Origin of the sequence: Phytohabitans aurantiacus (assembly GCF_027923225.1) — a bacterium.
In the GTDB taxonomy this organism is placed as follows: Bacteria; Actinomycetota; Actinomycetes; order Mycobacteriales; family Micromonosporaceae; genus Phytohabitans; species Phytohabitans aurantiacus.
The window spans coordinates 37,393-62,514 of sequence record NZ_BSDI01000056.1 but is presented as its reverse complement, the minus strand read 5'-3'; the positions used below and the strand labels follow the sequence as shown (position 1 = coordinate 62,514).

Annotated in this window: 24 protein-coding genes and 1 pseudogene; 10 read left to right on the top strand and 15 right to left on the bottom strand. The window is 71.1% G+C overall.

Features of this window, described 5'->3' with window-relative positions; translation table 11 throughout:
• Positions 1-65 precede the first annotated feature (65 nt).
• Positions 66-518 (top strand): HIT family protein, encoded by a 453-nt coding sequence (locus QMG73_RS37355; RefSeq protein ID WP_281903703.1) that lies wholly within the window; start codon positions 66-68, stop codon positions 516-518.
• Positions 519-525: 7 nt separating this feature from the next.
• On the opposite strand, the pseudogene rho reads toward QMG73_RS37355, so the two are convergent.
• Positions 526-1,641 (bottom strand): annotated as a pseudogene (gene rho, locus QMG73_RS37350) (transcription termination factor Rho); the annotation flags it as partial.
• Positions 1,642-1,943: 302 nt separating this feature from the next.
• Between rho and QMG73_RS37345 the strand changes: the two are divergent.
• Entirely contained in the window at positions 1,944-2,558 is a 615-nt protein-coding gene (locus QMG73_RS37345) for an alpha/beta hydrolase (RefSeq protein WP_281903702.1), read from the top strand.
• 106 nt (positions 2,559-2,664) lie between these two features.
• Here QMG73_RS37345 and QMG73_RS37340 read toward each other — a convergent pair whose 3' ends face one another.
• The 3 genes from QMG73_RS37340 to QMG73_RS37330 all read right to left on the bottom strand — a co-directional run bounded on the left by QMG73_RS37340 (position 2,665) and on the right by QMG73_RS37330 (position 6,804).
• The gene (locus QMG73_RS37340; protein WP_281903701.1) at positions 2,665-5,409 is read right to left on the bottom strand and encodes a glycoside hydrolase family 30 protein; all 2,745 of its coding nucleotides are present in this window, start codon (positions 5,407-5,409) and stop codon (positions 2,665-2,667) included.
• 67 nt (positions 5,410-5,476) lie between these two features.
• Positions 5,477-5,632 carry a hypothetical protein gene (locus QMG73_RS37335; protein WP_281903700.1) on the bottom strand — a complete coding sequence of 52 codons (156 nt, stop codon included), beginning with the start codon at positions 5,630-5,632 and terminating at the stop codon, positions 5,477-5,479.
• A gap of 47 nt (positions 5,633-5,679) precedes the next feature.
• On the bottom strand, positions 5,680-6,804 hold the full coding sequence (locus QMG73_RS37330) for a S8/S53 family peptidase (RefSeq protein WP_281903699.1): 1,125 nt from the start codon (positions 6,802-6,804) through the stop codon (positions 5,680-5,682).
• A 151-nt stretch (positions 6,805-6,955) separates the two neighbouring features.
• Between QMG73_RS37330 and QMG73_RS37325 the strand changes: the two genes are divergently transcribed.
• Positions 6,956-9,604: a CHAT domain-containing protein gene (locus QMG73_RS37325; protein ID WP_281903698.1), complete on the top strand. Its 2,649-nt coding sequence runs from the start codon at positions 6,956-6,958 to the stop codon at positions 9,602-9,604.
• 26 nt (positions 9,605-9,630) lie between these two features.
• On the opposite strand, the gene QMG73_RS37320 is transcribed toward QMG73_RS37325, so the two are convergent.
• Positions 9,631-10,023, bottom strand: coding sequence for a hypothetical protein (locus QMG73_RS37320; RefSeq protein WP_281903697.1), 393 nt, complete (start codon positions 10,021-10,023; stop codon positions 9,631-9,633).
• A gap of 161 nt (positions 10,024-10,184) precedes the next feature.
• On the opposite strand from QMG73_RS37320, the gene QMG73_RS37315 reads away from it, so the two are divergent.
• Positions 10,185-10,805: an RNA polymerase sigma factor gene (locus QMG73_RS37315; protein WP_281903696.1), complete on the top strand. Its 621-nt coding sequence runs from the start codon at positions 10,185-10,187 to the stop codon at positions 10,803-10,805.
• Positions 10,780-11,241, top strand: a complete 462-nt coding sequence (locus QMG73_RS37310) for a hypothetical protein (RefSeq protein WP_281903695.1) — start codon at positions 10,780-10,782, stop codon at positions 11,239-11,241. Before QMG73_RS37315 ends, QMG73_RS37310 begins: the two co-directional genes overlap by 26 nt.
• 18 nt (positions 11,242-11,259) lie before the next feature.
• Here the strand turns inward: QMG73_RS37310 and QMG73_RS37305 are convergent, their stop codons facing one another.
• Together QMG73_RS37305 and sigJ are read right to left on the bottom strand one after the other, a co-directional pair.
• On the bottom strand, positions 11,260-12,444 hold the full coding sequence (locus QMG73_RS37305) for an NAD(P)/FAD-dependent oxidoreductase (protein ID WP_281903694.1): 1,185 nt from the start codon (positions 12,442-12,444) through the stop codon (positions 11,260-11,262).
• 50 nt (positions 12,445-12,494) lie between these two features.
• Entirely contained in the window at positions 12,495-13,355 is an 861-nt protein-coding gene (gene sigJ / locus QMG73_RS37300; RefSeq protein ID WP_281903693.1) for an RNA polymerase sigma factor SigJ, read from the bottom strand.
• Positions 13,356-13,418: 63 nt separating this feature from the next.
• On the opposite strand from sigJ, the gene QMG73_RS37295 reads away from it, so the two are divergent.
• Both QMG73_RS37295 and QMG73_RS37290 read left to right on the top strand, forming a co-directional pair.
• Positions 13,419-14,180: a GNAT family N-acetyltransferase gene (locus QMG73_RS37295; RefSeq protein WP_281903692.1), complete on the top strand. Its 762-nt coding sequence runs from the start codon at positions 13,419-13,421 to the stop codon at positions 14,178-14,180.
• 37 nt (positions 14,181-14,217) lie between these two features.
• Positions 14,218-14,823 carry a cadmium resistance transporter gene (locus QMG73_RS37290; protein WP_281903691.1) on the top strand — a complete coding sequence of 202 codons (606 nt, stop codon included), beginning with the start codon at positions 14,218-14,220 and terminating at the stop codon, positions 14,821-14,823.
• Positions 14,824-15,164: 341 nt separating this feature from the next.
• Here QMG73_RS37290 and QMG73_RS37285 read toward each other — a convergent pair whose 3' ends face one another.
• The 5 genes from QMG73_RS37285 to QMG73_RS37265 form a co-directional block, all read right to left on the bottom strand.
• Complete coding sequence (locus QMG73_RS37285) at positions 15,165-15,548, bottom strand: hypothetical protein (RefSeq protein ID WP_281903690.1); 384 nt, start codon at positions 15,546-15,548, stop codon at positions 15,165-15,167.
• 72 nt (positions 15,549-15,620) lie between these two features.
• Complete coding sequence (gene secD / locus QMG73_RS37280; RefSeq protein ID WP_281903689.1) at positions 15,621-17,822, bottom strand: protein translocase subunit SecD; 2,202 nt, start codon at positions 17,820-17,822, stop codon at positions 15,621-15,623.
• A 42-nt stretch (positions 17,823-17,864) separates the two neighbouring features.
• A complete protein-coding gene (locus QMG73_RS37275; RefSeq protein WP_281903688.1) occupies positions 17,865-18,227 on the bottom strand; it encodes a hypothetical protein in 363 nt (120 codons plus the stop codon).
• Between the two features lie 68 nt (positions 18,228-18,295).
• Positions 18,296-19,474, bottom strand: coding sequence for a CU044_5270 family protein (locus QMG73_RS37270; RefSeq protein WP_281903687.1), 1,179 nt, complete (start codon positions 19,472-19,474; stop codon positions 18,296-18,298).
• A complete protein-coding gene (locus QMG73_RS37265; RefSeq protein WP_281903686.1) occupies positions 19,471-20,058 on the bottom strand; it encodes an RNA polymerase sigma factor in 588 nt (195 codons plus the stop codon). Before QMG73_RS37265 ends, QMG73_RS37270 begins: the two co-directional genes overlap by 4 nt.
• Positions 20,059-20,250: 192 nt before the next feature.
• Here QMG73_RS37265 and QMG73_RS37260 point away from each other — a divergent pair, with 192 nt between their 5' ends.
• On the top strand, positions 20,251-20,520 hold the full coding sequence (locus tag QMG73_RS37260; RefSeq protein ID WP_281903685.1) for a hypothetical protein: 270 nt from the start codon (positions 20,251-20,253) through the stop codon (positions 20,518-20,520).
• A gap of 27 nt (positions 20,521-20,547) precedes the next feature.
• On the opposite strand, the gene QMG73_RS37255 is transcribed toward QMG73_RS37260, so the two are convergent.
• The gene (locus tag QMG73_RS37255) at positions 20,548-21,309 is read right to left on the bottom strand and encodes a methyltransferase domain-containing protein (protein ID WP_281903684.1); all 762 of its coding nucleotides are present in this window, start codon (positions 21,307-21,309) and stop codon (positions 20,548-20,550) included.
• 58 nt (positions 21,310-21,367) lie between these two features.
• Between QMG73_RS37255 and QMG73_RS37250 the strand changes: the two genes are divergently transcribed.
• Together QMG73_RS37250 and QMG73_RS37245 are read left to right on the top strand one after the other, a co-directional pair.
• On the top strand, positions 21,368-21,784 hold the full coding sequence (locus QMG73_RS37250; protein ID WP_281903683.1) for a MerR family transcriptional regulator: 417 nt from the start codon (positions 21,368-21,370) through the stop codon (positions 21,782-21,784).
• A gap of 284 nt (positions 21,785-22,068) precedes the next feature.
• On the top strand, positions 22,069-23,781 hold the full coding sequence (locus QMG73_RS37245; protein WP_281903682.1) for an HNH endonuclease signature motif containing protein: 1,713 nt from the start codon (positions 22,069-22,071) through the stop codon (positions 23,779-23,781).
• Here QMG73_RS37245 and QMG73_RS37240 read toward each other — a convergent pair.
• On the bottom strand, positions 23,762-24,271 hold the full coding sequence (locus QMG73_RS37240; RefSeq protein ID WP_281903681.1) for a hypothetical protein: 510 nt from the start codon (positions 24,269-24,271) through the stop codon (positions 23,762-23,764). The two genes, QMG73_RS37245 and QMG73_RS37240, sit on opposite strands and share 20 nt — an antisense overlap.
• A 75-nt stretch (positions 24,272-24,346) precedes the next feature.
• Positions 24,347-25,078 (bottom strand): SGNH/GDSL hydrolase family protein, encoded by a 732-nt coding sequence (locus tag QMG73_RS37235; RefSeq protein ID WP_281903680.1) that lies wholly within the window; start codon positions 25,076-25,078, stop codon positions 24,347-24,349.
• Positions 25,079-25,122 lie beyond the last annotated feature (44 nt).

Sequence of the window (25,122 nt, the reverse complement as noted above, 5' to 3'; positions counted from 1 at the left end):
TGCCGATCGTCAGGGTCCGTCCGGCACTTTCGTCCGTCTCCGACAGGGTGCGGTGTACTTGGCGTGTGACGACCACCGATGACTGCTTCACCTGCGAGCGCGAGGCCCGGCTCGACGAACTGCCGCCGCACGAACTGATCGCCGTCGACGACCACTGGCGCGTGGCGCACGCGGTCGGTTGCGCCCTGCCGGGTTGGCTGGTGCTCCTTCCGCGGCGGCATGTGCTGGCCGTCGCGGACCTCACGGACGCCGAAGCCGCCGGCCTGGGTACCTGGCAGGTCCGTCTCTCGCGCGCGCTGCACGCCGTGACCGGCTGCGCCAAGACCTACGTCGTCCAGTTCGCGGAGGCGGCGAGGTTCAGCCACGTCCACTTCCACGTGGTACCGCGGATGGCGAGCCTGAGGGAGGACAGGCGCGGGCCGAAGGTCTTCGAGTACCTGAACCAGCCGCCGGAAGAGACGGTGACCCGCGATCAGATGAATGCCTTGGCGGTCGACCTCGCGCGGCGACTGCGCTAGTTCCCGCTCAGCGCTGGGCGGTGAGGAGGAACTCGGCGTTGGTGCCGGTGCGCGCCAGCCCTTCGAGCAGCGCTTGCAACGCCTGCTGCGGGGTGTGCGCGTGGAGGGCCTTGCGGAGCCGGCCGATGATGGCGGCCTCGCCGGTGTCGAGCAGAAGGTCGTCCCTGCGGGTGCCGGAGGCGTGGATGTCGACGGCCGGAAACAGCCGCCGGTCGGAGCTGGCGCGGTCGAGTCGCAGCTCGGCGTTGCCGGTTCCCTTGTACTCCTCGTAGATGAGGCTGTCGCCCAGCGATCCCGTTTCCACGAGGGCGCTGGCGATGATGGTCAGCGAGCCGCCGTCCTCGATGTTCCGTGCGGCGCCGAGCAGCCGCTTGGGCGGGTGCAACGCGGTGGTACTGATGCCGCCCGACAGGGTCCGGGCCGACGATGGCGCGGTGTGGTTGTAGGCGCGGCCAAGCCGCGTCAGCGAGTCCAGCAGCAGTACGACGTCGTGGCCGAGCTCGACGAGGCGTTTGGCGCGTTCGACGGCGAGCTCCGCGGTGGCGGTGTGCTCGTGCGGTGGCCGGTCGAACGGCGAGGCGATGACCTCGCCCTTGACCGAGCGTTGCATGTCGGTGACCTCCTCGGGACGCTCGTCGACGAGCAGGACCATGAGGTGGCACTCGGGGTGGTTGCGGGTGATCGCGGCGGCGATCGCTTGCAGGACCATGGTTTTACCGGCCTTGGGCGGCGAGACGATCAGCGCGCGTTGGCCCTTGCCGATCGGCGTGAGCAGGTCGATGACCCGGGTGGTCAGGATGTGCGGTTCGGTCTCCAGGCGCAGTCGCTCCCGCGGATGCACCGGGGTCAGGTGGTAGAAGTCCGGCCGCCGCCGAGCGTCGCCGGGTGGCACGCTGTTGATTGTGTCCAGTGTGGACAGCAGCGCGGGCTTGCTTTGCCGGCGGTCCCGCTGGTTGGTGGCCGCGCGAGGCGGGCCAGCCGTTCCGGTGACCAGGTCACCGGGGCGCAGCGCGTACCGTTTGACCAGCGCGGCTGGCAGGTACACGTCGCCGGGGCCGGGCACGTAGTCTGCGGCGCGCACGAAGCCGTGCTCGCCCACGATGTCGACGATGCCGGTGACCGGAGCCGGCTGCTCGCCAGCGGGGTCGGTGAAGTTACTTTTGTCCAATGTGGACTCCCGAAGGATGAAGGGATGACGCGACCCCGTAGCGGGGAAGGTCGTTGGTTGAAAGACACCGCTTGGGCGGCAAATGCCGGCATCCAGTGCGGGTTACTACCGCCACCTTAGCTCGGCGTCCGGCGGAGAGCAACTAGGATCTGTATGCTTCCCGGATGGCTGATGCCGCGCATCTGAAGCCGTTCGTTCTGCCGGTCGACGTTCGAGTCGCTGAGCGTCGAGGCCCCGTCGATATCTATTATCCCCAGGTGGCGGAGCCTCGCCCCGCGATCGTGTTCGCCCATGGCCTGGTGCCGCCCGGCGCGCGTCCGACACCTCGGGACTGGCCGGTCTATCGCGGCTACGGGTCGGTCGCCGCGGCCCGTGGCGCTGTCGGCGTCGTGGTCGACCACCGGCTCCACGGCCTGACCGGATACCCGGATGCCGCCGACGACCTGGCCGCCGCTGTCGAACTGGCACGGCAGGACTCGCGCGTAGACGCCGAACGCGTGGCCATTTGGGCCTTCTCGGGCGCCGGCCTCCTGCTCGCCGACTGGCTCCGCGCGCCGCCGGCCTGGTTGCGGTGCGTGGCGGCGAGCTACCCGATACTCGGGGGACCGCCGGGCCTCGATCCCCGGTTCCAGCCCGCCGAGGCGGTCGCCCACGCCGGTGCGCTGCCCATCGTGCTGACCCGGGTCGGCCGCGAACACCCGCAGATCGCCGCCACGGTGGAGGCGTTCGTCTCCGCGGCCCGCGCGTGCGACGCTCGCCTGGAGATCGTCGATGTGCCGCACGGGCAACACGGGTTCGACGTGCTCGACCACACCGACGAATCCCGCGCCGCCGTCGAGCGCGCGCTCACCGCGGTGACCGGCCACATCTGAGCGATTGAATCAAAGGAATCGAGCTACCGCGACGCCCGTCGCGGGCAAGACCGTCGCTCCCGCGGCCTCACCCTCCGCGCCCAGTCCAGCTCACCCCGCGGCCGGCTTAGCGGCTCACGGTGTCGATGCCGTCGAGGGTGAAGGTTCCGCTGACGACGCGCACTGTCAGGGTGTGGTGGCGTTGCGGCAGATCCCTTAGCCAGTACGAGGTCTGGCGCGTGCCGACGGTGCCGACCTGCGCGGTGCGGGGCGGTTGGTCGTCGACGCGCACCTCCAGTGTCGCGGCGGCGGTCGCGCCGAACAGGTTCAGCCCGGTGCCGGTGAAGTCGAGCGCCAGTGACTGGCCGGCGCCCAGTACGTGCTGGGTGCGGTTGAAGTGCGCGAACCCGGCCTGGACGAAGGTGGAGCCGTCAGGGTAGGCGACGCGGGGGTCGGAGTCGTCGATCTTCTCCGACCGCCAGGGCTGACCCTTGATCGGCGTGACCGCGAGGTTGTCGTACCGGGTGTTGTAGTACCCGCTCACCAGAGCCACCCGGCCGGCCAGCACCGGGTTGACGGACGTGTCGGCGTACGAGGTGAGCTGGGCGCCGTCGAGCGTGGCCGTGATGACGTTCGCGCGCGCCTCGATGGAGAGCCGATGCCACGCTCCGGCGTCGAAGCCCGCCGCGGTGCCCGTCGCGACGACGGTGTCGAGCTTGCGCAACTCCCAGCGGCCGTCCTCGTGGACGCGGACGGCGTAGGTGGCCTGGTCGCCGCCGCGTGCCTGGACCTGCCGCACGCCCAGGCCGGCGAAGTTGGCCAGCGCCGGATCCCGGTCGACGAGGTCGAGCCGGAAGTCGACGGCCGCGGTGTAGTCGGCCCACCGATGGTCGCCGAGCACAGTGGAGGGTGCGGCGGTCGACGGCACGTTCTGCCGGCCGTCGCCCCACACGTTCCACACGTAGCCCCGGTTGCCGGCGTGGTTCTGCTGGCGCAGCACATGGCGATGACCGCGTTCGCGCGTCGCGACCACCTCGAAGGCGCCGTCCTGGTCGGCGGTGTACCGCGGGGTGCCGCCGCGGCGCTCCAGGTACGTCATCCTCCGGCCACCGACCACAGTGGTCGGATAGTCGTCGTACTCGAAGTCGTCCCGGTAAGGCAGCCGGAGGATCTCGTCCCGCGCGCGCGGCGCGAAGTCGCCCGGACGGTACTTCGCCGTGGTGCCGTGGACGCCACGCGCGAGGGTGGACAGGGTGACGATCGCGTACGCGGGCACCCGCACGCGGTACACGTCGTGCTCGACGCCGCCGATCGTCTCGGTGCGGACGGGAGCGTAGTAGCCGATGTTCTGGAAGTAGTTGGCGTCGTACGACTGCCCGCCGTCCGGGCCGCGCGTCTGCCAGGCGTACAGGGGACGGCCGCGCTGGCCGAGGCCCGCCACCTTGACCTCGAAGTACCGGTCCGTCCGGGTGTTGTTGGCGTGCACCTGCGTCCACTGTGGAGCGCCACCGGCGGCCGCGGGCGTACGCGCCGTGAGCGCGGTGCGGGTGGAGGAGTCGACGGTGGTGCCGCCGTCACCCTTGGTGCCGTCGCCGCCGGTGGCGCCTTCGATGTACTCCCAGCCGCGCCCGATGAACTGGTGGAAGTGGCGTACGGTGGCGATCCCGACGTCGCCCTCCCAGTACCCCGACCACGGGTCGGAGGCCCGGATCAGATGCTTGGGGGAGTACTGGGTGCCCTCGTACATGGCGCTGACGGCGGGCTGGAACAGGAACGTCGTCATGTGCGCCGGATCGTTCCCGGCCCCGCTCCAGCGGTAGGCGTTGATGAACCGGTCGGCGATGTCGGCGGCGGACGTGGTGCCGCCGACGCCACCGCGGGCCGGGTCGGCGGCGAGGCGATACCGCGGGTCGATCATCGGGGCGATGCCCTCGGAGTACAGGATCGGCAGGCCGTACTCCTTGTTCAGCCGGGTGACGTTGGGGCCGCCCTCGATGTCGTAGTGGAAGCCCAGGGCGTCGACGTACGCCAGCGCCTCCGGGTTGGCGAGGATGCGCCCGGCGACGGTGTCGCCGACGCGGTACGAGTCGAGCGCGACGATCTTGATCTGCGAGTAGTCGTAGCGCGCGTCTGGCGCGGCCGCGTCACGCTCCAGCCACTTGGCGAACTGGATCGTCCAGTTGAGCTCGGACACCTGGTACTCGGCGTGCCGGACCTCGTTCTGCGCCGGGCTCATCCAGTCGAACTCGACGCCGAACGTGTCGTAGGCGGCGTCGATCGTCTCCTTGTACCACTGGTACCGCTTGGTCCAGTCGTTGCCGGTCCACGACGGCTCGCCCCAGCGTAGGGCCTCCACCTCGACGTGGGGGTTGATCCTCAGCGCGTCGGCGATGAAGTGGAACCCGGCGCCGCGCAGCACGTTCGCCGGCTCGTCGGCGCTGCGCTTCGTCGCCGGCTCGGCACCGGACGAGCTGTTGCTGTCGGCGCCCAGCTCGACCTTGATGTGCGTGAGCCCCGCGCCCCGGACCGGGTCGAAGAGCATCCGCATGATCTTCCAGTAGGCGTCCGGATTCTCCTCCTTGTAGTCCAGCAGCAGGTTGGACGTGTTGTTGCAGGAGACCGAGCCGAACCCGCCGAACACGTTGTGCGCCGTGCCGTCCGGCCGGCGTTCGACATCGCCGCCGTCGACGACGAGCTCCCGCCAGCTGATCGAGGGGTCGTCCAGGCGCAGCTCAGGCAGCCCGGCCACTGGACTCGTCACCGAGGTCGCCGCGTCTGCCGGCGCCGCCGCCGCGGTCGGCGCCAACGGTCCGACGAACGCGATGGACAGCACCGCGACGGTCGAGGCGGCGATGATGGGCGCGCGTGGCATGGGCGTTCTCCTGCCGTCGTCGACCGGTCAGCGGGTCACCCCATCCTGGCCAAGACAGCGACCGATTTCAACGTTTCAGGTCTTCGGGGTCCGGCGGGGAAGCCCGCTCCGCCACCGCCCTGGCCGCGGCCAGGAACTCCGGCGGTACGGCGTCGGCCGCCCGCAGGGCCTCCTGCAGCGCCGCCAGGAGACCCTCGTCGCTCGGCCACGGCTCGCCGGCCATCACGCACCGCCTCTCGTCCGGCACCGGGACGCGAGCTGGACGCCGACCTACTCGCCGAGCAGTTCGTCGCGGGCGGCGTGCGCGTCGCCGAGTTTCTCGGTGAGGGCGGCGAGCTTGCCGGTGAAGATGGCGGCGGCGAAGGAGGTGCCGCTCCACTGTGCCCAGAGGTCCTCGTAGTAGGTGCTCACGACGTCGACACCCAGCTCGCAGGTGCGGACCCACGGCAGCACCGCGGCGTCCGGGGTGAACTCGGCGGGCTCGCCGTTCCGGTCCACGGCGCCCACCCCGATCACGTCCGGGTGAGCGGCCGGATAGACCGCCGACCGGGGCGGTACCACCGTCGAGTTGCCGAGGTTGCCGGCCGCGGCGACCAGGACGATGCCGGCGTGGCTGAGGCGTTCGAGCGCCGTGGACAGCAGGAGCGACTCGGCGCCGTCGTCGGTGACCGCGCCCCAGGACATGTTCAGGATGTCGACGCGGTCCTTCGGCGTGAGGAACCGCATCAGCCGCACCGCCACGTCCCACGCGTTCGCCTGGCCGGTGTCGTCGATCGCGCCGTCGGTGACAAGCTCGGCGTGCGGGGCCTTGCTCAGGATGAGACCGGCGCCGAACGTGCCGTGCGCCTCCCACACCTCGGTTCCCTCGGCCTTCCTGACCTCGGCCGGGTGCGCGGCGGGTTCGGTCCGGATGCTGGCCGGCAGGTCGTTGTGGTACCGGATCTTCGTGTCCACGAGGCCGACGCGCACGCCGGACGCGGCACGGGCCGAGCCCAGGGCCCGGACCAGGCTCTCTGGTGGAGCCTTGACGGTCGGCCTCCGTTTGCCGCCGCCGTTGATCTCCCCGAACGGCTCGATGCACTCGAGAAACCGGTTCTTGCCCATCGTCGGCACCCAGCCGCAGCGCAGGCCGGCGGAGTCCGTGCGCATCTTGTACATCAGCACGTCGAGGTCGCCGATCGATCGCACCGGTGATCCCTTCGGCAGACTCAGCGCGTAGGCGCGCTGTGCGGCGTCGGCCAGTTCGACCAAACCGGGGAGCCGGGCGATGTCGGCGCCGAGGGTTGGCAGCCGCACCAGAGCGAGTCCCAGGTCGTCGTCGGCGGACGGCTCCTCGTGGTTCACCGAGAGATCGCGCAGCGCCGTCGTGACGGTGGCGAGGTGTGGTATCGCCACAACGATCTCGTTTGTCCTGAATAGTTCGTAGTTGATGCGCTGGCTGGCGTTCTCGCCCATCTTTCGGCCCCTCTATCGAGAGCTGGTGTGCCGGTACGCTCACTGGTGCGGAGCAGTCCACGGCCCGGCTGATACAGGAGCGGTAGCCGTCGTGAGTGACACGCTCGTTCAGCAGGCGCGCGAGGCGCTCCGGCTCGCGGATGGCGATCCGCGCCGGTCCGCCGCGCTGGGTTCGCAGGTTCTCAAACGGGCCGTGGCGGCGAGCGATGCGGCGGCCGCCGCCGTGGCCGAGCGAGCGCTGGGGCTGGCCGCCATCCACCTGCAGAACCTCGACATCGCCCTGCGGCACCTGCGGGCCGCCGTCGCGCAAGGCCAGGCGGCGCGGTCGCGGGAGCTGACCGGTGAGGCCCGCATGACGCTCGCCTTCGCATTGAACCGGCGTGGCCGGCCACGACTGGCGTTGCGCGAGATCGACGCCGCGCTGGTCGACCTCACCGGTGTCGGGCGCGCCCGCGCGCAGGCGCAGCGCGGTGCGATCCTGCACCAGCTGGGCCGGTTCGACGCGGCGCTGGCCAGCTACCAGATGGCGCTGCCCATGCTGCGCCGCGCCCACGACGACCTGTGGACCATGCGGGCCCTGCTCAACCGCGGGCTCCTGCACGGGCACCGGCACCAGTTCGCGGCGGCCGAAACCGACCTGCGCGAAGCCGAACGGCTGGCCCGCAGCCTGGGCCTCGGCCTGCTGGAGGGCTTCGTCCACCAGAACCTGAGCGAGATCAACGCGCTGCGCGGTGACATCCCGACCGCGCTGAACTACCTGCACCGGGCCGAACAGCGGGTGGGGCTGCTACAGCCGGTGGCCGGCTCGCTGCTCGCCGACCGCAGCCAGTTGCTGCTGTCGGTACGGCTGGCGGTGGAGGCACGCGAGGCCGCCGAGCTGGCCGTCGCGGCCTTCGAGCGCGAACGCCGCCGGATCGCGGTGCCGGAGGTGCGACTGCTGGTCGCGCAGGCGGCCAGCGTCCAGGGCGACCTGGAGACGGCCCTGCGGCAGGCGCGGCGGGCGGCCCGCGAGTTCGCCCGCCACCAGCGGCCGCAGTGGGCGGCGGTGGCCCATTACCTGGTACTACGGACCCGCATCGCCGACGGCGACAAGTCCCGGGTGGGCGTCGGTCGGCTCGAACGCGTCGCCGACGCCCTGGCGGCGGCCGGCTGGCCCGGTCCCGCGCTGGAGGCCCGGCTGCTCGCGGCCCGGTTGGCCCTGGAACGGGGGCTGCGCACCCGCGGCCTGGCGCAGCTCGCCCTCGCCAGCCAGGCCCGGCACCGCGGACCGGCGACCCTGCGCGCCCGCGGGTGGTACGCGCAGGCCCGGCTGCGCCTGGCGGCCGGCAACCGGCGCGGCGCGAGCGTCGCGCTGCGCACCGGCTTGCGCATCCTCGACGAGTACCGTGCCACGCTCGGCGCCACCGACCTGCGCGCCCACGCCTCCGGCCACCGGGTCGAGCTTGTCGACCTGGGCCTGCGCATCGCGATGGCCGGTGGCCGCACGGCGCGCGTCTTCGCCTGGGCCGAGCAGGGCCGCGCCAGCCACCTGCTGCTGCGACCCGTCCGGCCGCCGGACGATCCGGTGCTCGCCGCGGCCCTGGCCGAGCTGCGCAAGATCGTCGCGGAGATCGATCAGGCGCGCCGCGCGAGCCGGCCGGTCGGCCGGCTGCTGCAGCGGCAGGTCATCGCCGAGCGCAGGATCCGCGACTACAGCCGCCTGCCGCGTGCCGAGGCGGCCACGCCGCCCGTCGGTCCGGTCACCTCGGCGGTACTGGCGCCCGCGGTCGGCGCCGACGCGCTGCTGGAGTACGTCGTCATCGACGGCACCCTGCACGTCGTGAGCCTTGTCGACGGGCACCTGCGCCGGCACGTCGTGGGGCCCGCCGGCGCCGTCCGCGACCTCGTCGACCGCATCGCGTTCACGCTGCGCCGCCTCGGCCGCCAGCACGCCGACGCCGCGAGCCGATCCGCGGCCGTGGCGCTGCTGCGGCACTCCGCCGCCGTGCTTGACGCCACGGTGCTCGGTCCAGTCTCCACAGTGGTCGGTGACCGGCCGCTGGTCGTCATTCCGACCGGACCGCTCCAGTCCCTGCCGTGGTCGACGCTGCCGTCGTGCGCCGGACGCGCGGTCACCGTCGCTCCGTCGGCGGCGCTTTGGTACGCGGCCAACGGGCTCCCGCCGGCACCGGTCGACCGCGTCGAGGTGGTGGGGTACGGGCTGCCCGGCGCCACGGCGGAGGCCAAGACGATCGCGGCCCTGTACGGTGTCGACCCGCTGCTCGGTCCACAAGCGACGGTCACCGCGGTCACGGCCAGGATGAACGGCGCCGGCATCGCCCACCTGGCCACGCACGGCCGGCTCGAACCGCAGAACGCCCTGTTCTCCTCGCTCCTGCTGGCCGACGGCCCGCTGACCGTGTACGACCTGGAACGGCTGGACCGGGTGCCGCGCATGGTGGTCCTCGCGGCCTGCGACAGCGGGCGGAGCGTGGTCGGCGCGGGCGACGAACTGCTCGGCATCAGCGCGACCTTCCTGGCGCGGGGCGCGCAGCAGGTGGTGGCGTCCGTGGTGCCCATACCCGACGTGGAGACCACCCCGCTCATGATCGCCTTCCATCAGCTGGTCGTCCGGGGACATCCGGCGCCGCGGGCGCTGGCCGAGGCGCAGCGCCGGATCGCCGCCGACGGGGGAGCGGCCATGGCGGCGGCGGCCGGCTTCGTCTGCATCGGCGCGGCGTACACCCTCTCGCACGCCTAGCCGGCCGGCCGCCGTCAGGGCTTGGGTCAGGCGGAGACCACGAACATCGGGCTCAGCGCGGTCGACAGGTCGACGCGCAGTCCGGAGGTGACCTTGTACGTGGCGATGGCCTGGAGGACGTCGCCCTCGTCAGCCGACCACGTCGGGTCGATCGTGACCCGCAGCTCCTGGTTCAGCGGGTCCGCCTGCGGCGCCAGCGAGTTGGACACGGTCTTGCGCTGCACCACCGTGGAACGGCTGAGGTTGACCACGGAGACGAACAGGTCCTCCTTCGTGATCACCTCCATGAGCTCCTGGCCGATCTCCACGTTGGCGACGACCGCGAACTCGGCGCCGTTCGCGACCGTGTCGGCCGTGAAGAAGGTGCCGTTGTCGACCGGGTAGAGCAGCTTGATGTTGGCGTCCTGTTGTCCGGGCATTGTTCTGTACCTCCGACGGTTGCGTATGTGCTGTCTCGACGGACGCGCCCGGCCGCCGGCTGATACCGGTCTGCCCGATGTCGTATCAAGGACTTCGCCGCCCGCTCTGATGCAGAAGGGAGCAACGTACGAGGTGTGGGCCGCTGGACGCAGGAGGAGCCATGCGCGACGACCCAGTTGTCGTAATGCTGGTCGCCCGCGCCCGGTCCGGTGAGGCCGAGGCGTGGCACCAGATCGTCGACCGGTACGCCCCGCTCGTGTGGGGCATCTGCCGGCGTTACCGCCTGAGCCAGGCCGACAGCGAAGACGTCGGGCAGAACGTGTGGCTCAAGCTGCACCAGCACCTGGCGAGCCTGCGTGACCCGGCGGCACTGCCCGGCTGGCTCGCCCGGACCACGTACCACGAGTGCCTGGCCGTCCTGCGCGCCGCTCAGCAGCGACGCCGCGCCGAGCTGGCCGACGAGGCGCCGGTCGCCACGGACGGCGGGTTCGCCGCCATCGAACGGGACTGGGAACGAGAACGCTGGCACATCGCGCTGCGCGAGGCGTACGCCCAACTCCGCCCGCACTGCCGGGAGCTGCTCGCGCTGCTGTTCGAGGATCCGCCGGTGCCATACCGTGAGATCGGTGAGCGCCTGGGTATGAAGGTCGGGTCGATCGGGCCCACCCGGGAGCGCTGCCTCGCGGACCTGCGCCGCTGCCGGGCGCTCGCCATGCTCATCGAGGCGGAACGCGCACGGGAGGGAGGTGAGGTGGATGTCCGACCAATGGTGGAACGATGACGATCTGCTGCTGCGGGCGCTGGGTGAGGCGGTACGCGGCGGTGGCGCGGTGCCGCCGGAGTTCGTCGCTGCCGGGCGGGCGGCCTTCTCGCCGCCGGACCTCGACGCCGAGCTGGCCGCCCTGATCTACGACTCGGAACGCGAGCCGGCCCTCACGCGTACCGAGACGGCGACGCTGCGGGCCCTCACCTTCGCCGCGCCTTCGCTGACCATCGAACTGGAGCTGACACCGACCGGCATGACCGGCCAGGTGGTGCCGCCCACGTCGGTGGCGATCGAGGTGCACACCGCCAGCGGCGAGACGCTCACGGTGACCACCGACGAACTCGGCTGGTTCACTGTGGACCGGGTACCGGACGGCGCCCTGCGCCTGCGCTGCCGCGACCGGGACCGGCTCGACGTCGTCACCACCTGGATCACCGCCCGCCACGAGTGAGCCCGTACGGTGGTGAGATCACGCGACCGGCTTGTTGCGCTTGCCGCCGGTCGTGGCGAGCATCCGCGACGAGATGGCCAACCGCTTCGACAGCCCGTAGGTCTTGATCGGGCTGCTGCTGACCGACTCCTTGTAGAAGATCGCCGCCCGACCGGTGATGTACCAGGGCCGAGGCGTGTCGTCGCCGTACGTGAACTGGATGACCGCGTCCCGCCGTCCGAGGCTCACCGGCTGGTGGATGTAGCCGAAGCGGAATGGCTTGAGCCGCTTGCCCCGCACCTGGCGAGCGATGTTCTCGCCGGCGTGCGCCGCCATCGGCATGCCGCTCTGGCAGGTGCCGTGGATGACGCCGTACGCCTGCCGGACGGCGGCCGCGTCGCCGATCGCGTAGATCTCCGGGTGCGAGACCGACCGCAGGGTGGTATCGGTGACGACGCGTCCGTGCTCGTCGGTGGCGATCCCGGCCTCGGTGGCCAGCGGGGCCACCCGCACGCCGGTGGTCCACAGGCAGCCGTCGCCGGTGACGAACTCGCCCCCTTCCAGTTCGACCCCGCCCGGCAGGACCTTCGTCACGCTGACGCCCGCCCGGACGGTCACGCCGAGCCGGTCCAGTGCCGCCATCAGGTACGCGCGGGCCTTGGCGCCCATCATCTCGGCCGGCTCGCCCCGGCTCAGCAGGGTGACCCGGACGTTCGGGTGGGACTCGGCGATCTCGGTCGCGGCCTCGATCCCGGTCAGGCCGGCGCCGCAGACGAGGAACTCGCTGTCACCCTGGCGGGCGAGGTGCGCGGCCATGTCCTGTGCGCTGCTGGGGCTGTTGAGGGTGAAGGCGTGCTCGGCGACCCCGGGGACGCGAGCGGTGTCGGTGGCGCTGCCGACCGCGTAGACCAGCGTGTCGTAGCCGAGCCAGACCTGGCCGGCGTCCGCGGTGGACACCTCGACGGTGCGCGCGGCGGTGTCGATCCTGGTCACCCAGCCCTGCGTGAAGTCGATGCCGGTACCGGCCACCAGGTCGGCGATGCGGTGCTCGGCGAGCTGCTGGCCGGTGGCGATCTGGTGCATCCGCAGCCGCTCGGTGAACCGGTCCCACGGGTTGACGATGGTCACGTGTACCCGTCCCTTGGCCCGTTTCGCCGCGCCGAGGGCCGCGAGCATGCCGGTGTACCCGGCGCCGATGACAACTACCTGCTTGATGTCGGTCATGCCACGAGGACGAGACAGCGGCACCGGACCGTGAGCCGCTGTGACCGCCGTCACAAACCGGCGACGGCGGTCAGCTTCTCCGGGTTGCTGATCAGGAGGATCTCCTCGGCAAGGCCATCGACGAGGTGCAGCACGAGGACCACCACCGGGGTGTCGGCGGAGTAGATGACGATGCCGGGACCGCCGTTGACCTCGGTCACCACGACGCGCGGCTCCGGCGGCATGCGACCGCCGAACGTGACCAGCGCCCGCGCCACCAGGTCGATCCCCTCGATCACCTTTTGCGGTGCCGGTGCCAGGCCGCCTCCGTCGCAGACCAACCGGACGTCGGGCGCCAATACCTCCATCAGCTGGGTGAGGTCGCCGCCGGTGCTCGCCGACATGAACGAGGCCGTCACCTTGCGCCGGGTCGCCTGATCGGTGTCGTACCGGCGCCGCCCGCGCCGCACGTGCTCCCGGGCGCGTGACGCCGTCTGGCGCACCGCCTCCGGGCTGCGCTCGACGATCGTGGCGATCTCGGCGAGGGAGTAGCCGAACGCCTCGTTGAGCACGAAGACCGCCCGCTCCAAGGGAGACAGCGACTCCAGGATCAACAGCATCGCCAGCGACACCGACTCCGAGCGGGCGACGTCGTCAGCGACGTCCGGCGAGGTCAGGATGGGCTCGGGCAGCCACGGCCCGACATAGGTCTCGCGCCGGGACGCGGCGCTGCGCAGGCGGTCGATCGCCAGCCGGGTGACCACCTGGACCAGGTAACCCTTCGCGTTGTCGACCTTCTCGGCGTCGACGGCGCTCCACCGCAGCCACGCGTCCTGGACCACGTCTTCGGCGTCGCTCCAACTGCCCAGCACCCGGTATGCGACCGAGGCGAGCAGCGAGCGATGTTCGTTGAAGATCGTGTCCTGTGGCACCGGCCGAGCCTAGCCTGCCGCCCTGCTCGGGCGCGCCGCACGGCATTCGGAATCATTACCAGCATGACGATCGGAACGAACGCCGCCGGCCGGCCCACGGCCCTCGCTGAGGCGCCGCTGCTTCAGGCCCGCAACTCCGCCGCCTTCTGGACCGCGACCGCACGGTCCCGCGGTCACGAGGTGATCAGCCGCCCCGGCTTTCTCGCCGCCGCCGGTGACGAGCGCGCCGGCCTGCGCGTACTGATCCAGGAGCCCGACCTCGGCGCCGACGAGCGTGCCGAGATCACCGAACTGGTGCGTAACGCCCCGGGTCCGGTGGAGATCGAAGACCCGTTCAGCACGACCGACATGAGCCACCTGGGCATGCGCACCTGGCAGATGCCCGTCATGCTGCGCCAGCCCGGCCCTGTCACCGCCCCGGCGATGGAGGTGACCCCGGCGCGGGACGAGAAGGACATGCACGCGGCCGAGCGTGTCGTGATCGAGAGTTTCGAGCTGACCAGGTTCGAGCCGTACCAGGCCGGCGAGGTGTTCCCCATGGCGCTGCTCGACCAGCCGGGTGTGGACGTGTTCGTGGCGCGCCTCGACGGCGAGGTCGCCGGTGCGGGCGTCACCGTCACGACGGGCGGGTACGCCAGCCACTACTGGGTCGGCACCTCGTCGGTGTTCCGCTCCCGTGGCGTCGGCCGGGCGGTCATGCTCGGCTCCCTCGCTCCGCTGGCGGGCCTGCCGGTCACCCTGACCGCGTCCCGGCTGGGCAGGCCGCTCTACGAGTCCCTCGGCTACACCGCCGCCGCGGACTCCACCTGGTGGGCCTCGCACTGACGATCTATCACGTGACGCCGCCGTACACTGCCGGCTCGTGGGAGATCTCGTCGGCACGGTCGTGACCGCCGCTGGCGTGTTCGCGGGCACGAACGTCGACGACCTGATCGTGCTGACGGTGCTGTTCCTGTCCGCGCGGGCGGCGGCCAGGCCCCGACCCTGGCATATCTGGGCGGGCCAGTACGCCGGCATCGGGGTGCTGGTGGCGGTCTCGGCCGTGGCCGCGCTCGGGCTGTCGATCGTGCCCGACCGGTGGGTCGGGTTGTTGGGCCTGGTGCCGTTCGCGTTGGGCGTGAAGGGTCTGGTCGCAGCGATCCGGGCGCGCGGCGACGACGACCCGCCGGCGCCCGCGGTGGCGACGGGAGCGGTGTCGGTCGCCGGGATCACGATCGCCAACGGCGCGGACAACATCTCGGTGTACACGCCGCTGTTTCGCACCATCGGGCCGGGCGGCAGCCTGCTCACCGTCGCCGTGTTCGCGGTCGGGGTGGCGCTGTGGTGCCTGGCCGGGTCGTGGCTGGGCTCGCACCGTACGGTGATCGCGGTGGTGCGGCGGTTCGGGCACTGGATCGTGCCGGGCGTGTTCATCCTGATCGGCGTGGTCATCGTGGTCGAGTCCGGCGTGCTCGGCCGCTTGTTCTAGGGACCCTTTGGCGCCAGGTTCAGGACCGGGCTCTGAGCTACCGCGGCGTTCGCCGTGCTCCATGCCGCTGCTCCCGCGGCCTCACCCGCCGCGTCCAGTCGCGCTCAAGATCCCGACAAAATCCCCGATTTTGTCGTGTTGGAGGCGGTTGGAGGCTGCATTATCAGGGATTTCGCTGCTACGTCCGGGTGGGTTGTGTAGCCGCGGAGGGCGAGGCCGCGGGAGCAGCGGCGCTGGAGCGCCGCGGACGTCGCGGTAGCCCGATGGCGTGTGGCGATCTGCTGCCCCTCGAAGGCAGGCTTTCACGGTCCATGGCCGGCGGTGATGCCGGGCCGCCTGTATTAGGGCATCCGGCCTATCAGCAGTCCGCCCAGGAGTAGTAGGACCGCTGTTGCCACGGGCCAGGGCCACCACCGGCGGTCCCGCCAGGTGCGGGTCACCGACAGGACGAGGCAGACCGCGCCCGGGATGGTCGCGGCGGCCAGCAGGAGCCAGTACGTGCGCTGCTCCGGCTGCCAGCACGCTCCCCGCCCAGCGGTCAGCGGATCGCACGGCTCGTCGCCGGGACCGGTCAGCGCGGGCAGCCACCACAGCAGCAGGTACGCGTACAGGGCCAGGATCGGCGCGGCGACCACCGCGAGCGGGATCGCCACGAGCCGCCGGATCGTGTGCGTGCGGCGGGGCACGGGCCACGCGTCGAGCTCCGCGCTGGATGGAGACGTCACGCGCACATCATCGCCACTGGACGCCCGGTGCGGAAGAGGGTGGCCCGGCCCGCCACCGGGCCGGGCCATCGCTCATCGCCGCGCGGTGCCGGGTTCGAACCGGACGGCCAGTGGCGTGGCGAGAAACACCGACGAGTACGTGCCGACGCCGATGCCGACCAGCAGCGCCAACGCGAAGTCCACAAGCGACCCGCTGCCCAGTATGGCGAGCGCGCCGAGGATGAAGACGGCGCCGAGCCCGGTGTTGACCGTACGCGGGATGGTCTGCAGGCAGGCCCGGTTGGCGAGCTCGGCGAGGTCACGCCGGCGCGGCTTGCCCCGGACGAGTTCCCTGATCCGGTCGAAGACCACGACGGTGTCGTTCACCGAGTACCCGATGACGGTCAGCAGCGCCGCGAGGAACACCCCATCGACGGGGCGCCCCAGCCAGGCGAACACCCCGATCACCAGTACCACGTCGTGCAGCATCGCCAGCACCGCGGCGGCGCCCCACCGCCACTGGAACCGGACGGTCAGGTACAGCAGTTGCGCGGCGAGCGCCACGGTGAGCGCCACGAGGGCGTTGCGCCGCAACTCGGCGCCCAGGCTCGGGCCGACCAGCTCGTCCCGTACCGGTGTCGCGGTGCCACCGCCGGCTTCGGCGAGCGCGGTGCGGACCCGCCGTTCGGTGCCGTCGTCGAAGCGACCGGCCCGCACCGCGACGTTGCCGTCTCCGGACTCGTTCACCACCGCGTGCGGCAGGCCGGTCGACTCCACCGCCGCGCGGGCGGTATCGGCCGGCAGCGGCTGCGCCGTCGTGTACTCGACCATCCGGCCGCCGGTGAACTCGACGCCCAGGTTCAGTCCCCGGGAGGCGATGCCGGCGAACGCGAGGACGACGGCCACTGTGGACACCGCCAACCACAGCCGTCCGCGTGACATCAGGGCCGGTTCGCGCCGCTCGATCGCCCGCCGTACCCAGCCCGCGTGGCCGAGCCCGCTCCACGCCGGCCGGCTCCACAGCCACCGCCGGCTGACCGTCGCCTCCAGCAGCAGCCGGGTCAGGATCAGCGCGGTGAACATCGACGCGATGACGCCGACGCTGAGCGTCACCCCGAATCCCCGTACCGGCCCGGAGGCGAGCACGAACAGCAGGCCGGCGGCCAGCAGTGTGGTGACGTTCGAGTCGGCGATGGCGGACAGGGCGCGGCGGAAGCCGCGTTCGGTGGCGTGTGGCAGGCTGCGGCGGCCGCCCGCGAACTCCTCCCTCGCCCGTTCGAAGACGAGCACGTTGGCGTCGATGGCCATGCCGATCGCGAGCACGAACCCGGCCAGGCCCGGCAGGGTCAGCGTCGCGCCCAGGGCCAGCAGCGCCGCGTACGAGACCAGGCCGTACGCGGCGAGCGCCACCGCCGCGAGGCCACCGGCGATGCGGTAGACCCCGGCGATGAACAGCATCGTGGCGGCCACGCCGATCAGGGCGGCCCACGTCGAGGCGTCGATCGCGGCACGGCCCAGGGTCGGGCCGACGGTCCGCTGCTCGACGATCTCCACCGGTACCGGCAGCGCGCCGGCCCGGATCAGCAGGGCCAGGTCCTTTGCCTCGGCGGCGGTGAAGCGGCCGGTGATGCGCATCGAGTCACCGGAGTACCCGACGTCGCAGACCGCCTCGGCGCCCATCTCCGGCGAGCTGATCACCTTGTCGTCGAGGACGATCGCGAGCCGCCGGGTCGGGTCACCGGGCGGTGCGCAGGCGAGCTTGGCCGAGAGCCGCTGCCAGTCGTGCTCGGCCCGGCTGTCGGCGAACTTCACCACCACCTCCCAGCCGCCGAGCTCGCCGATGACGGCGTTCGCGTCGTCGATCCGTTGCCCGGCGAGCGCCACCGGACCCAGTGGCAGCGTGCGACCGCTCTCGTCCGGCAGTACCCGGTCGGCCCCGGCCTCGGCCGCGAGCACCGGACGGAACGCGAGCTGTGCGGTCTTTCCGATGACCGCGACAGCGGTCGCGGGGTCGGTGACGCCGGGCAGTTCGACGATGATCCGGCGGTCGCCGGAGCGCAGGAGCGTCGGCTCGGTGACGCCGAGCTCGTCGACCCGCCGGCGCAGCACCTCCAGGGTCTGGTCGGTGGTGGCGCGGTTGGCCTGATTCAGTTCTCCGTCTTTGGTTTCCAGCACGATCTGGGTACCGCCGCGCAGATCCAGCCCAAGCTTCGGCGGGCGGGTGGCGACCAGCCATCCGCACACGCCGAGCACGATGAGGGCGAGAAACGCGCGCGCGGCAACGGCGCGCGACACGATGAAGTCTCCTTTGAGGACAGTGCTAACAGGACGCGGAAATCACCGCGTCGCTGGCGGCGCCCTGCCCTGGAACGTCTCGCGGTGGAGCCCGGGGCGCTGTTGCCCCTCGGCCGCGCGCACCACCCACCACAGCGCCGGGGGCGCCACGCTGACCGCGGCGGCCCAGGTGGCGCTGGCGACCTCGGCACCGGCGGCCGCCGCCCCGCCCCGCTTGACCAGCAGCAGCCCGACCTTCGCGCGCAGCTCCGGCGTGAGCGGGGCGGCGAGGACGGCATGGACGGTGCTGGCCGTCTGGCCCGTATCGTGCCGCGGGGTGGCGTCAGCGGGCCCGGTGACCGCGATCGTGCCGAGCAACAGCGCGACGACGATCGGCAGGCGCTGTGCCCACTGTCGCGCGGTCATCCCCGAACGGTACAGGCTCCCTCGCAAGCGAGGGAGCCCATATGAGCCTGTTGGTAAGCCTGCGAGCGTCAGGGGCGCTGGCCGGCCCGGTCCACAATGCCTGTTCGCAGGATCGACCACTTCTGCAGGATGGTGCCGGGCTTCATGCTCCCGAGGTCCTGGATGCGGACGGAGTCGACGGCGCCCGGCGGCTGCCCGGTGTGCTCCGGGCCGGTCACGCGGTACTCGGCGGCGATCGAGTTGTGGCCGAGGAACGCATACGTGCCCGGGGCGAAGACCAGTTCCTCACGGACGCCGATCTCGGTGCGGGTGACGGCCACGCCGGCCCGTCCGGCGGCGTCGGTGACGGCCGGGCGCAGCTCGACGCCGGGGATCCGGGCCGCGGCCCGGAAAGCGGCCGCCTGTACCGCGGGGGAGTGGTTCTGCCACAGCAGCCCCGCCAGCCTCATGAACGCCCGCTGGTCCTCGGAGATCTTGACGTAGCGGCCTTTCCGCGAGCCCGGCTCCAGGATCCACACGTAGTGGTCATGGTTGTCCGCGGGGTCGTACAGGTAGGTCAGCAGCCCGTCCGGGTCGGTGGGCACGTCGGTGTGCTGGTAGGCCGGTTCCGGCACGCACGGCACCTTGGGAGTGGTGTCCGGCCGGTCGATCGTCTCGGCCCGCAAACCGTTGCGGCAACCGGAGAGCTTCGTGCGGGCGCCCGTGTCCTCGGTGACCAGTCCGTCGCGGGTGCCGTCGACCGACAGCCAGGTCCGCACCCGCACCGGTCCCTCGACGCGTGTCTTGCCGTCCTTGCCGGTCTTCGAACGCACCTCCACCGACTCGACGTACACGAACTGGTTGTCCCTGGCCGCGGCCAGCGGGGTGGCCTCGGCGTGCTGGGCGGCCAGCAGCAGCACCCCCGAGGCACCGGCGGGCGCGGGCGTGCCGGTGGGTGCCGGTGTGCTCGTTTCGGCGGTCGGCGGGGCGGGCGCGTTGCCGGCGACGTTGGCCACGTTGCCGGCGATCAGCCCGGCCGCGATGGTCGCGGCGACGGTGGCCGGTGCGCCGATCCGCCAGGCCAGGCGCGCGCCGGCCGGCCAGCTCGCGGTACGGGGCAGCAGCCCGCCACGGGACCGGTCGTGCCGCACGGCGTGCATGACCCGGTGGCGCAGGTCGGCCGGTGGGTGCGCGCCGGTGGGCTTGAGTGTCTCGCCGAACTCCTCGACCAGCCGCAGCTCGTCGGGCAGCGTGGGATTGGGTGTCATCGCTCCTCCTCGGACATGCCGGACGGGTCCACGCCGCCCAGCGCCTCACGGACCTTGCGGCGGGCCCGGTTGAGCCGGGACCCGACGGTGCCGGGCGGGATGCTCAGTGCCGCCGCCACCTCGTCGTAGCTGAGCTGACCCCAGGCCACCAGCAGCAGCACGTCCCGGTCGCCGCGCGACAGCGCGGCCAGCGCGGCTGCCAGCGGCCGCCGGGCCGCGTCGGCGATCACCCGGGTGGCCACCTCGTCCGCCGGGCCTTCGAGTACGCCGTCCGGCGCGGCGCGGGCCATCGCGCGGTACCGGGCCTTCTCCTTGCGGTGGTGGCTGGCCAGCTTCCGGGTGAGGATGCCGAACAGCCAGGGCCGGGCGTCGGGGCGGGACAGGTCGTACTGCCCGCGCCCGCGAAACGCCGACAGGAACGCGTCCGCCACGACATCGTCGGCACCCTCGGCGCCGACGCGCTGGTGGGCGTACCGGTACAGCGTCGCGGCGTACCTGTCGTAGATCACCGCGAACCGGTCGGGGTCACCCAGCGACGCCTGGATGATCGCGGCATCGGTGTCGGCGTGCGTGTCCGTGCTCACCCCGTTCACCGCGCCCCCGGACGATCGTGGTACCCGATCACTTCGTACCTCCCGTCGCGAGCCGTCACCTGTATCTACGCACGCGACCGGGTTCCTCTTCACGGTCGCCGGTGACCGGCACAGTCAGGCTCGTGAAAGGTCCACTGTGCTGCACTGGCGACCTGCATACCGGAAAGGGACAGGGGGATCGTGATGACTCGTATGCGCAGGGCCGCGATCGGAGCCGTGCTCGCGGGCGTGCTCGGCGTGACCGGGCTCGCCGCCGCCGGACCAGCCAACGCCGCCGCGCCGGCCGGCGCCGCCGAGGGCCCGAGCACGATGATGTGGCTGCAGTACGGCCCGTACAGCACGCTGGAGGTCTGCGACATCGTCCGCGCCCTCCACGGGCCGAAGACCTCGCAGTGCGGTTGGCATTTCTACGACTGGCGGACCTACGGCTGGTACTTCGGCTCGGATCACTGAGGTCTTCCGGCCACTGGAATCCGCGGGTCAGCGGGTGGCGGCCGCCAGGAACATCGGGATGGCCAACATCAGCCGCCCGCCGCCTGCCCGCTGGGACTGCTCGGTCACCCACGCCTCGGCCTGCTCGGCGCTGATGGCACCGGCCCGCCGGGCGGCGTCGGCGTGCCCGGCGAGCAGCGGCCGCACGGCGGCATCGGTGAACACCGTGGTGTGGACCTCGAACTCCACGTCGCGGAAGCCGTTGTCCAGCAACAGGTTGCGGTAGGCACGTGCGATACGTGGATGGGGAACCGTGTCGGCGCGGGCGTGCACGATGCGGCGGGTCAGGTCGGGCAGGTCCGAGTCGATGACCATCGTGTCCCAGTCCTGCCCGACCAGCACGATGCGGCCGCCGGGCGCGAGGACCCGGCGCGCCTCGGTGAGGGCGGCGGCTGGGTCGGGCAGTACGTGGTAGACCTTGTCGGCCCGGTAGCCGTGGGCCTGCCCGTCGTCCAACGGCAGGTCGGCGGCGTCGGCGGCGCGGATGTCGAGGCCGGGATACCGGCTGCGCGCGACGGCCAGCATCGCCGGGTCCAGGTCCACGCCGATGCTCCGGGCTCCGCGCCGGGCGAGTTCGGCGGCGGCGCGGCCGGTGCCGCACCCGACGTCGACCATTGTCGTGCCGGGGTCCGGCCGTAGGAGCTGGTAGCCGCGCGCGCGTAGCGCGACGGCGTCGGGCATGGTCTCGGCGGCGTCGAGCAGGCGGACGAGCCGTTCGGTGTCCGTGTAGGCGGTGTGCGTGTCGGGCATGTGCGCGAGTGTGCGACTTCAGGTCGACCTGAAGTCAACCGCCGGGGAGTATTGGGCGATGGAGTACTCGATCGGGGAGCTGGCGGCCCGCTTCGGTCTGGCCACGCACGTGCTGCGGCATTGGGAGGAGGTGGGATTGCTGTCACCGGCCCGCCGGGTGGCGCGCCGGCGGGTATACGGCGTGACGCACGTGACCCGGGTGGCGGAGATCCTGCTGGGCAAGGAGGCCGGGTTCAGTCTCGAACAGTTGCGGGAGCTGTTCGAGGCTCCGGATCGGGCACGGCGGCGAGACCTGCTGCGCGGCCAGTTGGCCCAGGTGCGCGAACGCATCGCCCGGCTCACGCTGTCGCAGACGATGCTCCAACACGGGCTACGGTGCCGGCACCAGGACTACCAGTCGTGCCCGCGTTTCCAGGAGATGGTGCTCGCGCGGTCGGACGGAGCCGATACGGCGGAGGTTCTGGCGCACCACTGAGCCGATGGCGCTCGCGGTCATGTACGGCTAGTGCGGTGATCACGAACGTTAGTGTCTCTAATTAGAGGGGCAGTTGGCTTCCACGATCCACAGCCGGCGGTGATCCCGGGCCGGCGAACTGGTTTTGTAGCCGCCGTCGCACGACCACCCCGACGAGGGCAGGTCGTGTGCCGCGAACGGCATGGCGCGGCCGCGATCACCATTGTGGACAGACGGCGATCCTGACCCCGGCCGGGTTGGCGGTGGGGCAACGGATGTCGGTGGGTTTCGGTAGAATCGAACGTGTGATCGAGAGGCTGGTCATTCCTGAAGATCTGGCGGAGATGCCGCCTGGTCCGGGGTTGGCCGCGGTCCTCGCGCGTATCGACCGGTCGTGTGTCAACGGCCACGACATGGTCACCGTCATGCAGGCCCGCGCCCGTCAGGTCGCCCACGATCAGGCCGAGCTGTTGGCGGACATTGTGGAGGTGGCGCACTGCCCGCCCGGCACCTTTAACAGTCCGGTCGAGCGGTTGAAGGGGTTGAGCCGGTATCCGGATGATGAGGTGCGGGTCGCGTTGTGCTGGACGCGCCGCGCCGCCGGCGAGCAACTCACTCTCGCCTTGGACGTGGTCGAACGGCTCCCCGACGTGTACGCCGCTTTGCGGGCTGGGCATATCGACATTCCGCGGGCTCGGGTGTTCTGCGACGTGCTCTCCGTGCTGCCCGAAGACACCGCACGGGAAGCGGCGGCGCGGCTGTTGCCGGTCGCGGATGGTCTGACGACGGGGCAGTTGCGGGTGCGGTTGCAGCGGCTGGTCATCACCATCGATCCTGACGCGGCTCGCAAACGCCGTGACAAGAGTGTCGTGGATCGGCGTCTGGATCACGGGCTGTTGCCGGAGGGCACCGCGTTTCTGGGCGGCACCAACCTGCCCGCCGAACGGGCTGCGGCAGCGTCGGCGCGGATCGACGCGATCGCCCGCGCCGCCCGCCGCGGCGGCGATGAACGCACACTGGACCAACTACGCGCCGACACCTTCCTCGACATACTCGAAGGCCTCAACACCGCCACGGCGATCTCCACCGCACCAGCGTCACCCGGCACGGACCAGACCACCCGCACGCCCGGCACAGCGCAGGCCGCCCGTCCCGCCGGACCGGCAAAGGCCGCCAGCCGGCCCGAGCCGGGCGCAACGGCCTGCGGGGACACCGCGCCTGGCAGCGCCGGCCCAGCCAGCGCCACGACCGGCCCGGTGCGCGGCGGCGTCGAGCTCACCGTGCCGCTATCCACCCTCATCGGACTGACCGAGCTACCCGGCGACCTCGCCGGCTGGGGGCCGGTCATCGCCGACATCGCACGACAAGTCGCCGCACAACAACAACGCAGCCGATGGCGATTCACCGTCCACGACGGCAACACCCTCTACACGGGCGTCACCCGCCGCAGACCCACCGCCGACCTAGCCGACCACATCAGCGCACGGGATCGGACATGCCGAGCACCCGGCTGCCGCGTACCCGCCCACCAAGCCGACATCGACCACATCAAAGACTGGGCACACGGCGGACCGACCGAAGAACGCAACCTCGGCACGCTGTGCCGGCATGACCACGGGCTCAAACATCACGGCCATTGGGAGTACCACCAAATCACACCCGGCGTCTTCCAATGGCGCACCGCCCTCGGCCACACCTACCGCGTCCCACCCGAACCACGACCAATCGATGCCCGTTGCTCCCGCAGTCTCACCCACCGCGTTCCGCAACCCGCCGCCAGCCCGCAGGGATGGATCGTGGAAGCCTACTGCCCTCCAGGGGCAGCGGATCGCCACAGACGCCGCCGACATCCATTCCACCAACACCACCCGGACGGCAACGGACCCTCACCGCCCTGGAGAAACGCACCGGCTGTTCGAGATGGCGCATTTCATCGGGGTCACCCGTCCGGGCTGGCTACAGTAGCTGCGAACGTCGGCACTCGTGGATGGGGTTTGGTCACTTGGCCCAGGTGTTGAGCCTCACGACATTGTCGTTCCACACGTCACCCACGTAGCGCTGGTTGCCGATCGCGCCATACCGGACGTCCGACGCCCGGTTGGTGATCGTGGACCAGTAGCACTGCCCGAAGAGCTCGTACGAGCTGAGGTTGAACATCCAATAGCTGTCCATCCTGAGCGAGTAGCCTTCTCGGTCGCAGGTACCGTATTCGCCGTAGATCTCAGCGTTGTATCCGCCGTAGTCGGCGTGTTCGTGGAGTCGGGCCAGCAAGGTCGACGCGTTCGCGCGCAGCTGGCTGGTGGCCTCGCTACCGCACACTTCCTTCAGCGGAATCGTCTTGGTCGACTCGTCTGCCGGCTGTGCCACCAATACGCAGCCTTCCTTCGGCGGTGACGCGGCGGCAGGTGCGGCCACGCCGACAGACGCGATCAGCCCGATGACCAGTGCACCGAATCGGCGACGTGCTCGTGGTACGCGAACCAATGGTGTGTCCCTTCCGTGTGTCATCACGGCGACCGTACGCGAGGGTGCTGACGAATCGGTCACGCAACCCTTTCGCGGCGCTGGCGCACGCGTGGATCTTCACGAAGAGCAGGAGTGCAACGCTTCGTAGATCCCGATGGCGAACATCCGGTGCCCTATCTTCCCGGGGTGGATGCTGTCCGGGAGTTGCTCCCACGCGAAGCTACCGCTGGTGTCGAAGAACGGCCGGAGATCGAGCCAGCACGTGCCCCGCTCGTCCCGAACCTCGATCATCTTCGCGATGTACTGCTGCTGCGTATACGGCGTCCGGAAGGCATCGGGGTACATCATCAACGGGGGGTTGACGATGAGGAACTTCGTGCCCGGTGACACCGCGAGAATGTGATCCATCAGCTGAAGGTAGTTGGCCTTCAACTGCGCCGGAGTAACGATCGGGTTCGCCAACTGCTCGTTCGTCCGCCAGTCCATAGTGACAATGTCCGGCTGAGAGTTCCGGACGCACTCCGTGATCCACCATCCGCCGCCGCCGGGGAGGAAGTCTGTGATCTTCGTGGCGCCGACGGCCGAGCCGATGTCGACGTGCCACGCGTGCGTTGCTCCCTGTGCCTTGACCCGCTCCGGCCACCCCTGGTCCGGGGTGTCCTGAACTCCCCAGTTGGTCATCAGGGAGTCGCCCATCACGGACACCTTCAGCTGCGTGCCAGCGGGAGCCGGGGTACAGCCGTACTGCGTCTGAGCCGCCTTGCGTACTTCGAAGTTGGACGGTGCGGCAGATGCTGCGGTTCCGGATCCGACGATGCCAATCATGGCTATCAGTGCAAGAAGCTTCACGCTGGTTCCCTCTCTCATTGCCGTCTGGCGGGACAGTGTAAGTA

Bases quoted from the DNA above. Each gene is read 5' to 3' on its own strand.
- QMG73_RS37340 (WP_281903701.1), bottom strand. From the start codon at position 5,409: ATGCCACGCGCGCCCATCATCGCCGCCTCGACCGTCGCGGTGCTGTCC.
- QMG73_RS37335 (WP_281903700.1), bottom strand. From the start codon at position 5,632: ATGGCCGGCGAGCCGTGGCCGAGCGACGAGGGTCTCCTGGCGGCGCTG.
- QMG73_RS37320 (WP_281903697.1), bottom strand. From the start codon at position 10,023: ATGCCCGGACAACAGGACGCCAACATCAAGCTGCTCTACCCGGTCGAC.
- QMG73_RS37315 (WP_281903696.1), top strand. From the start codon at position 10,185: ATGCGCGACGACCCAGTTGTCGTAATGCTGGTCGCCCGCGCCCGGTCC.
- QMG73_RS37310 (WP_281903695.1), top strand. From the start codon at position 10,780: ATGTCCGACCAATGGTGGAACGATGACGATCTGCTGCTGCGGGCGCTG.
- QMG73_RS37305 (WP_281903694.1), bottom strand. From the start codon at position 12,444: ATGACCGACATCAAGCAGGTAGTTGTCATCGGCGCCGGGTACACCGGC.
- QMG73_RS37295 (WP_281903692.1), top strand. From the start codon at position 13,419: ATGACGATCGGAACGAACGCCGCCGGCCGGCCCACGGCCCTCGCTGAG.
- QMG73_RS37275 (WP_281903688.1), bottom strand. From the start codon at position 18,227: ATGACCGCGCGACAGTGGGCACAGCGCCTGCCGATCGTCGTCGCGCTG.
- QMG73_RS37270 (WP_281903687.1), bottom strand. From the start codon at position 19,474: ATGACACCCAATCCCACGCTGCCCGACGAGCTGCGGCTGGTCGAGGAG.
- QMG73_RS37260 (WP_281903685.1), top strand. From the start codon at position 20,251: ATGACTCGTATGCGCAGGGCCGCGATCGGAGCCGTGCTCGCGGGCGTG.
- QMG73_RS37255 (WP_281903684.1), bottom strand. From the start codon at position 21,309: ATGCCCGACACGCACACCGCCTACACGGACACCGAACGGCTCGTCCGC.
- QMG73_RS37250 (WP_281903683.1), top strand. From the start codon at position 21,368: ATGGAGTACTCGATCGGGGAGCTGGCGGCCCGCTTCGGTCTGGCCACG.
- QMG73_RS37240 (WP_281903681.1), bottom strand. From the start codon at position 24,271: ATGACACACGGAAGGGACACACCATTGGTTCGCGTACCACGAGCACGT.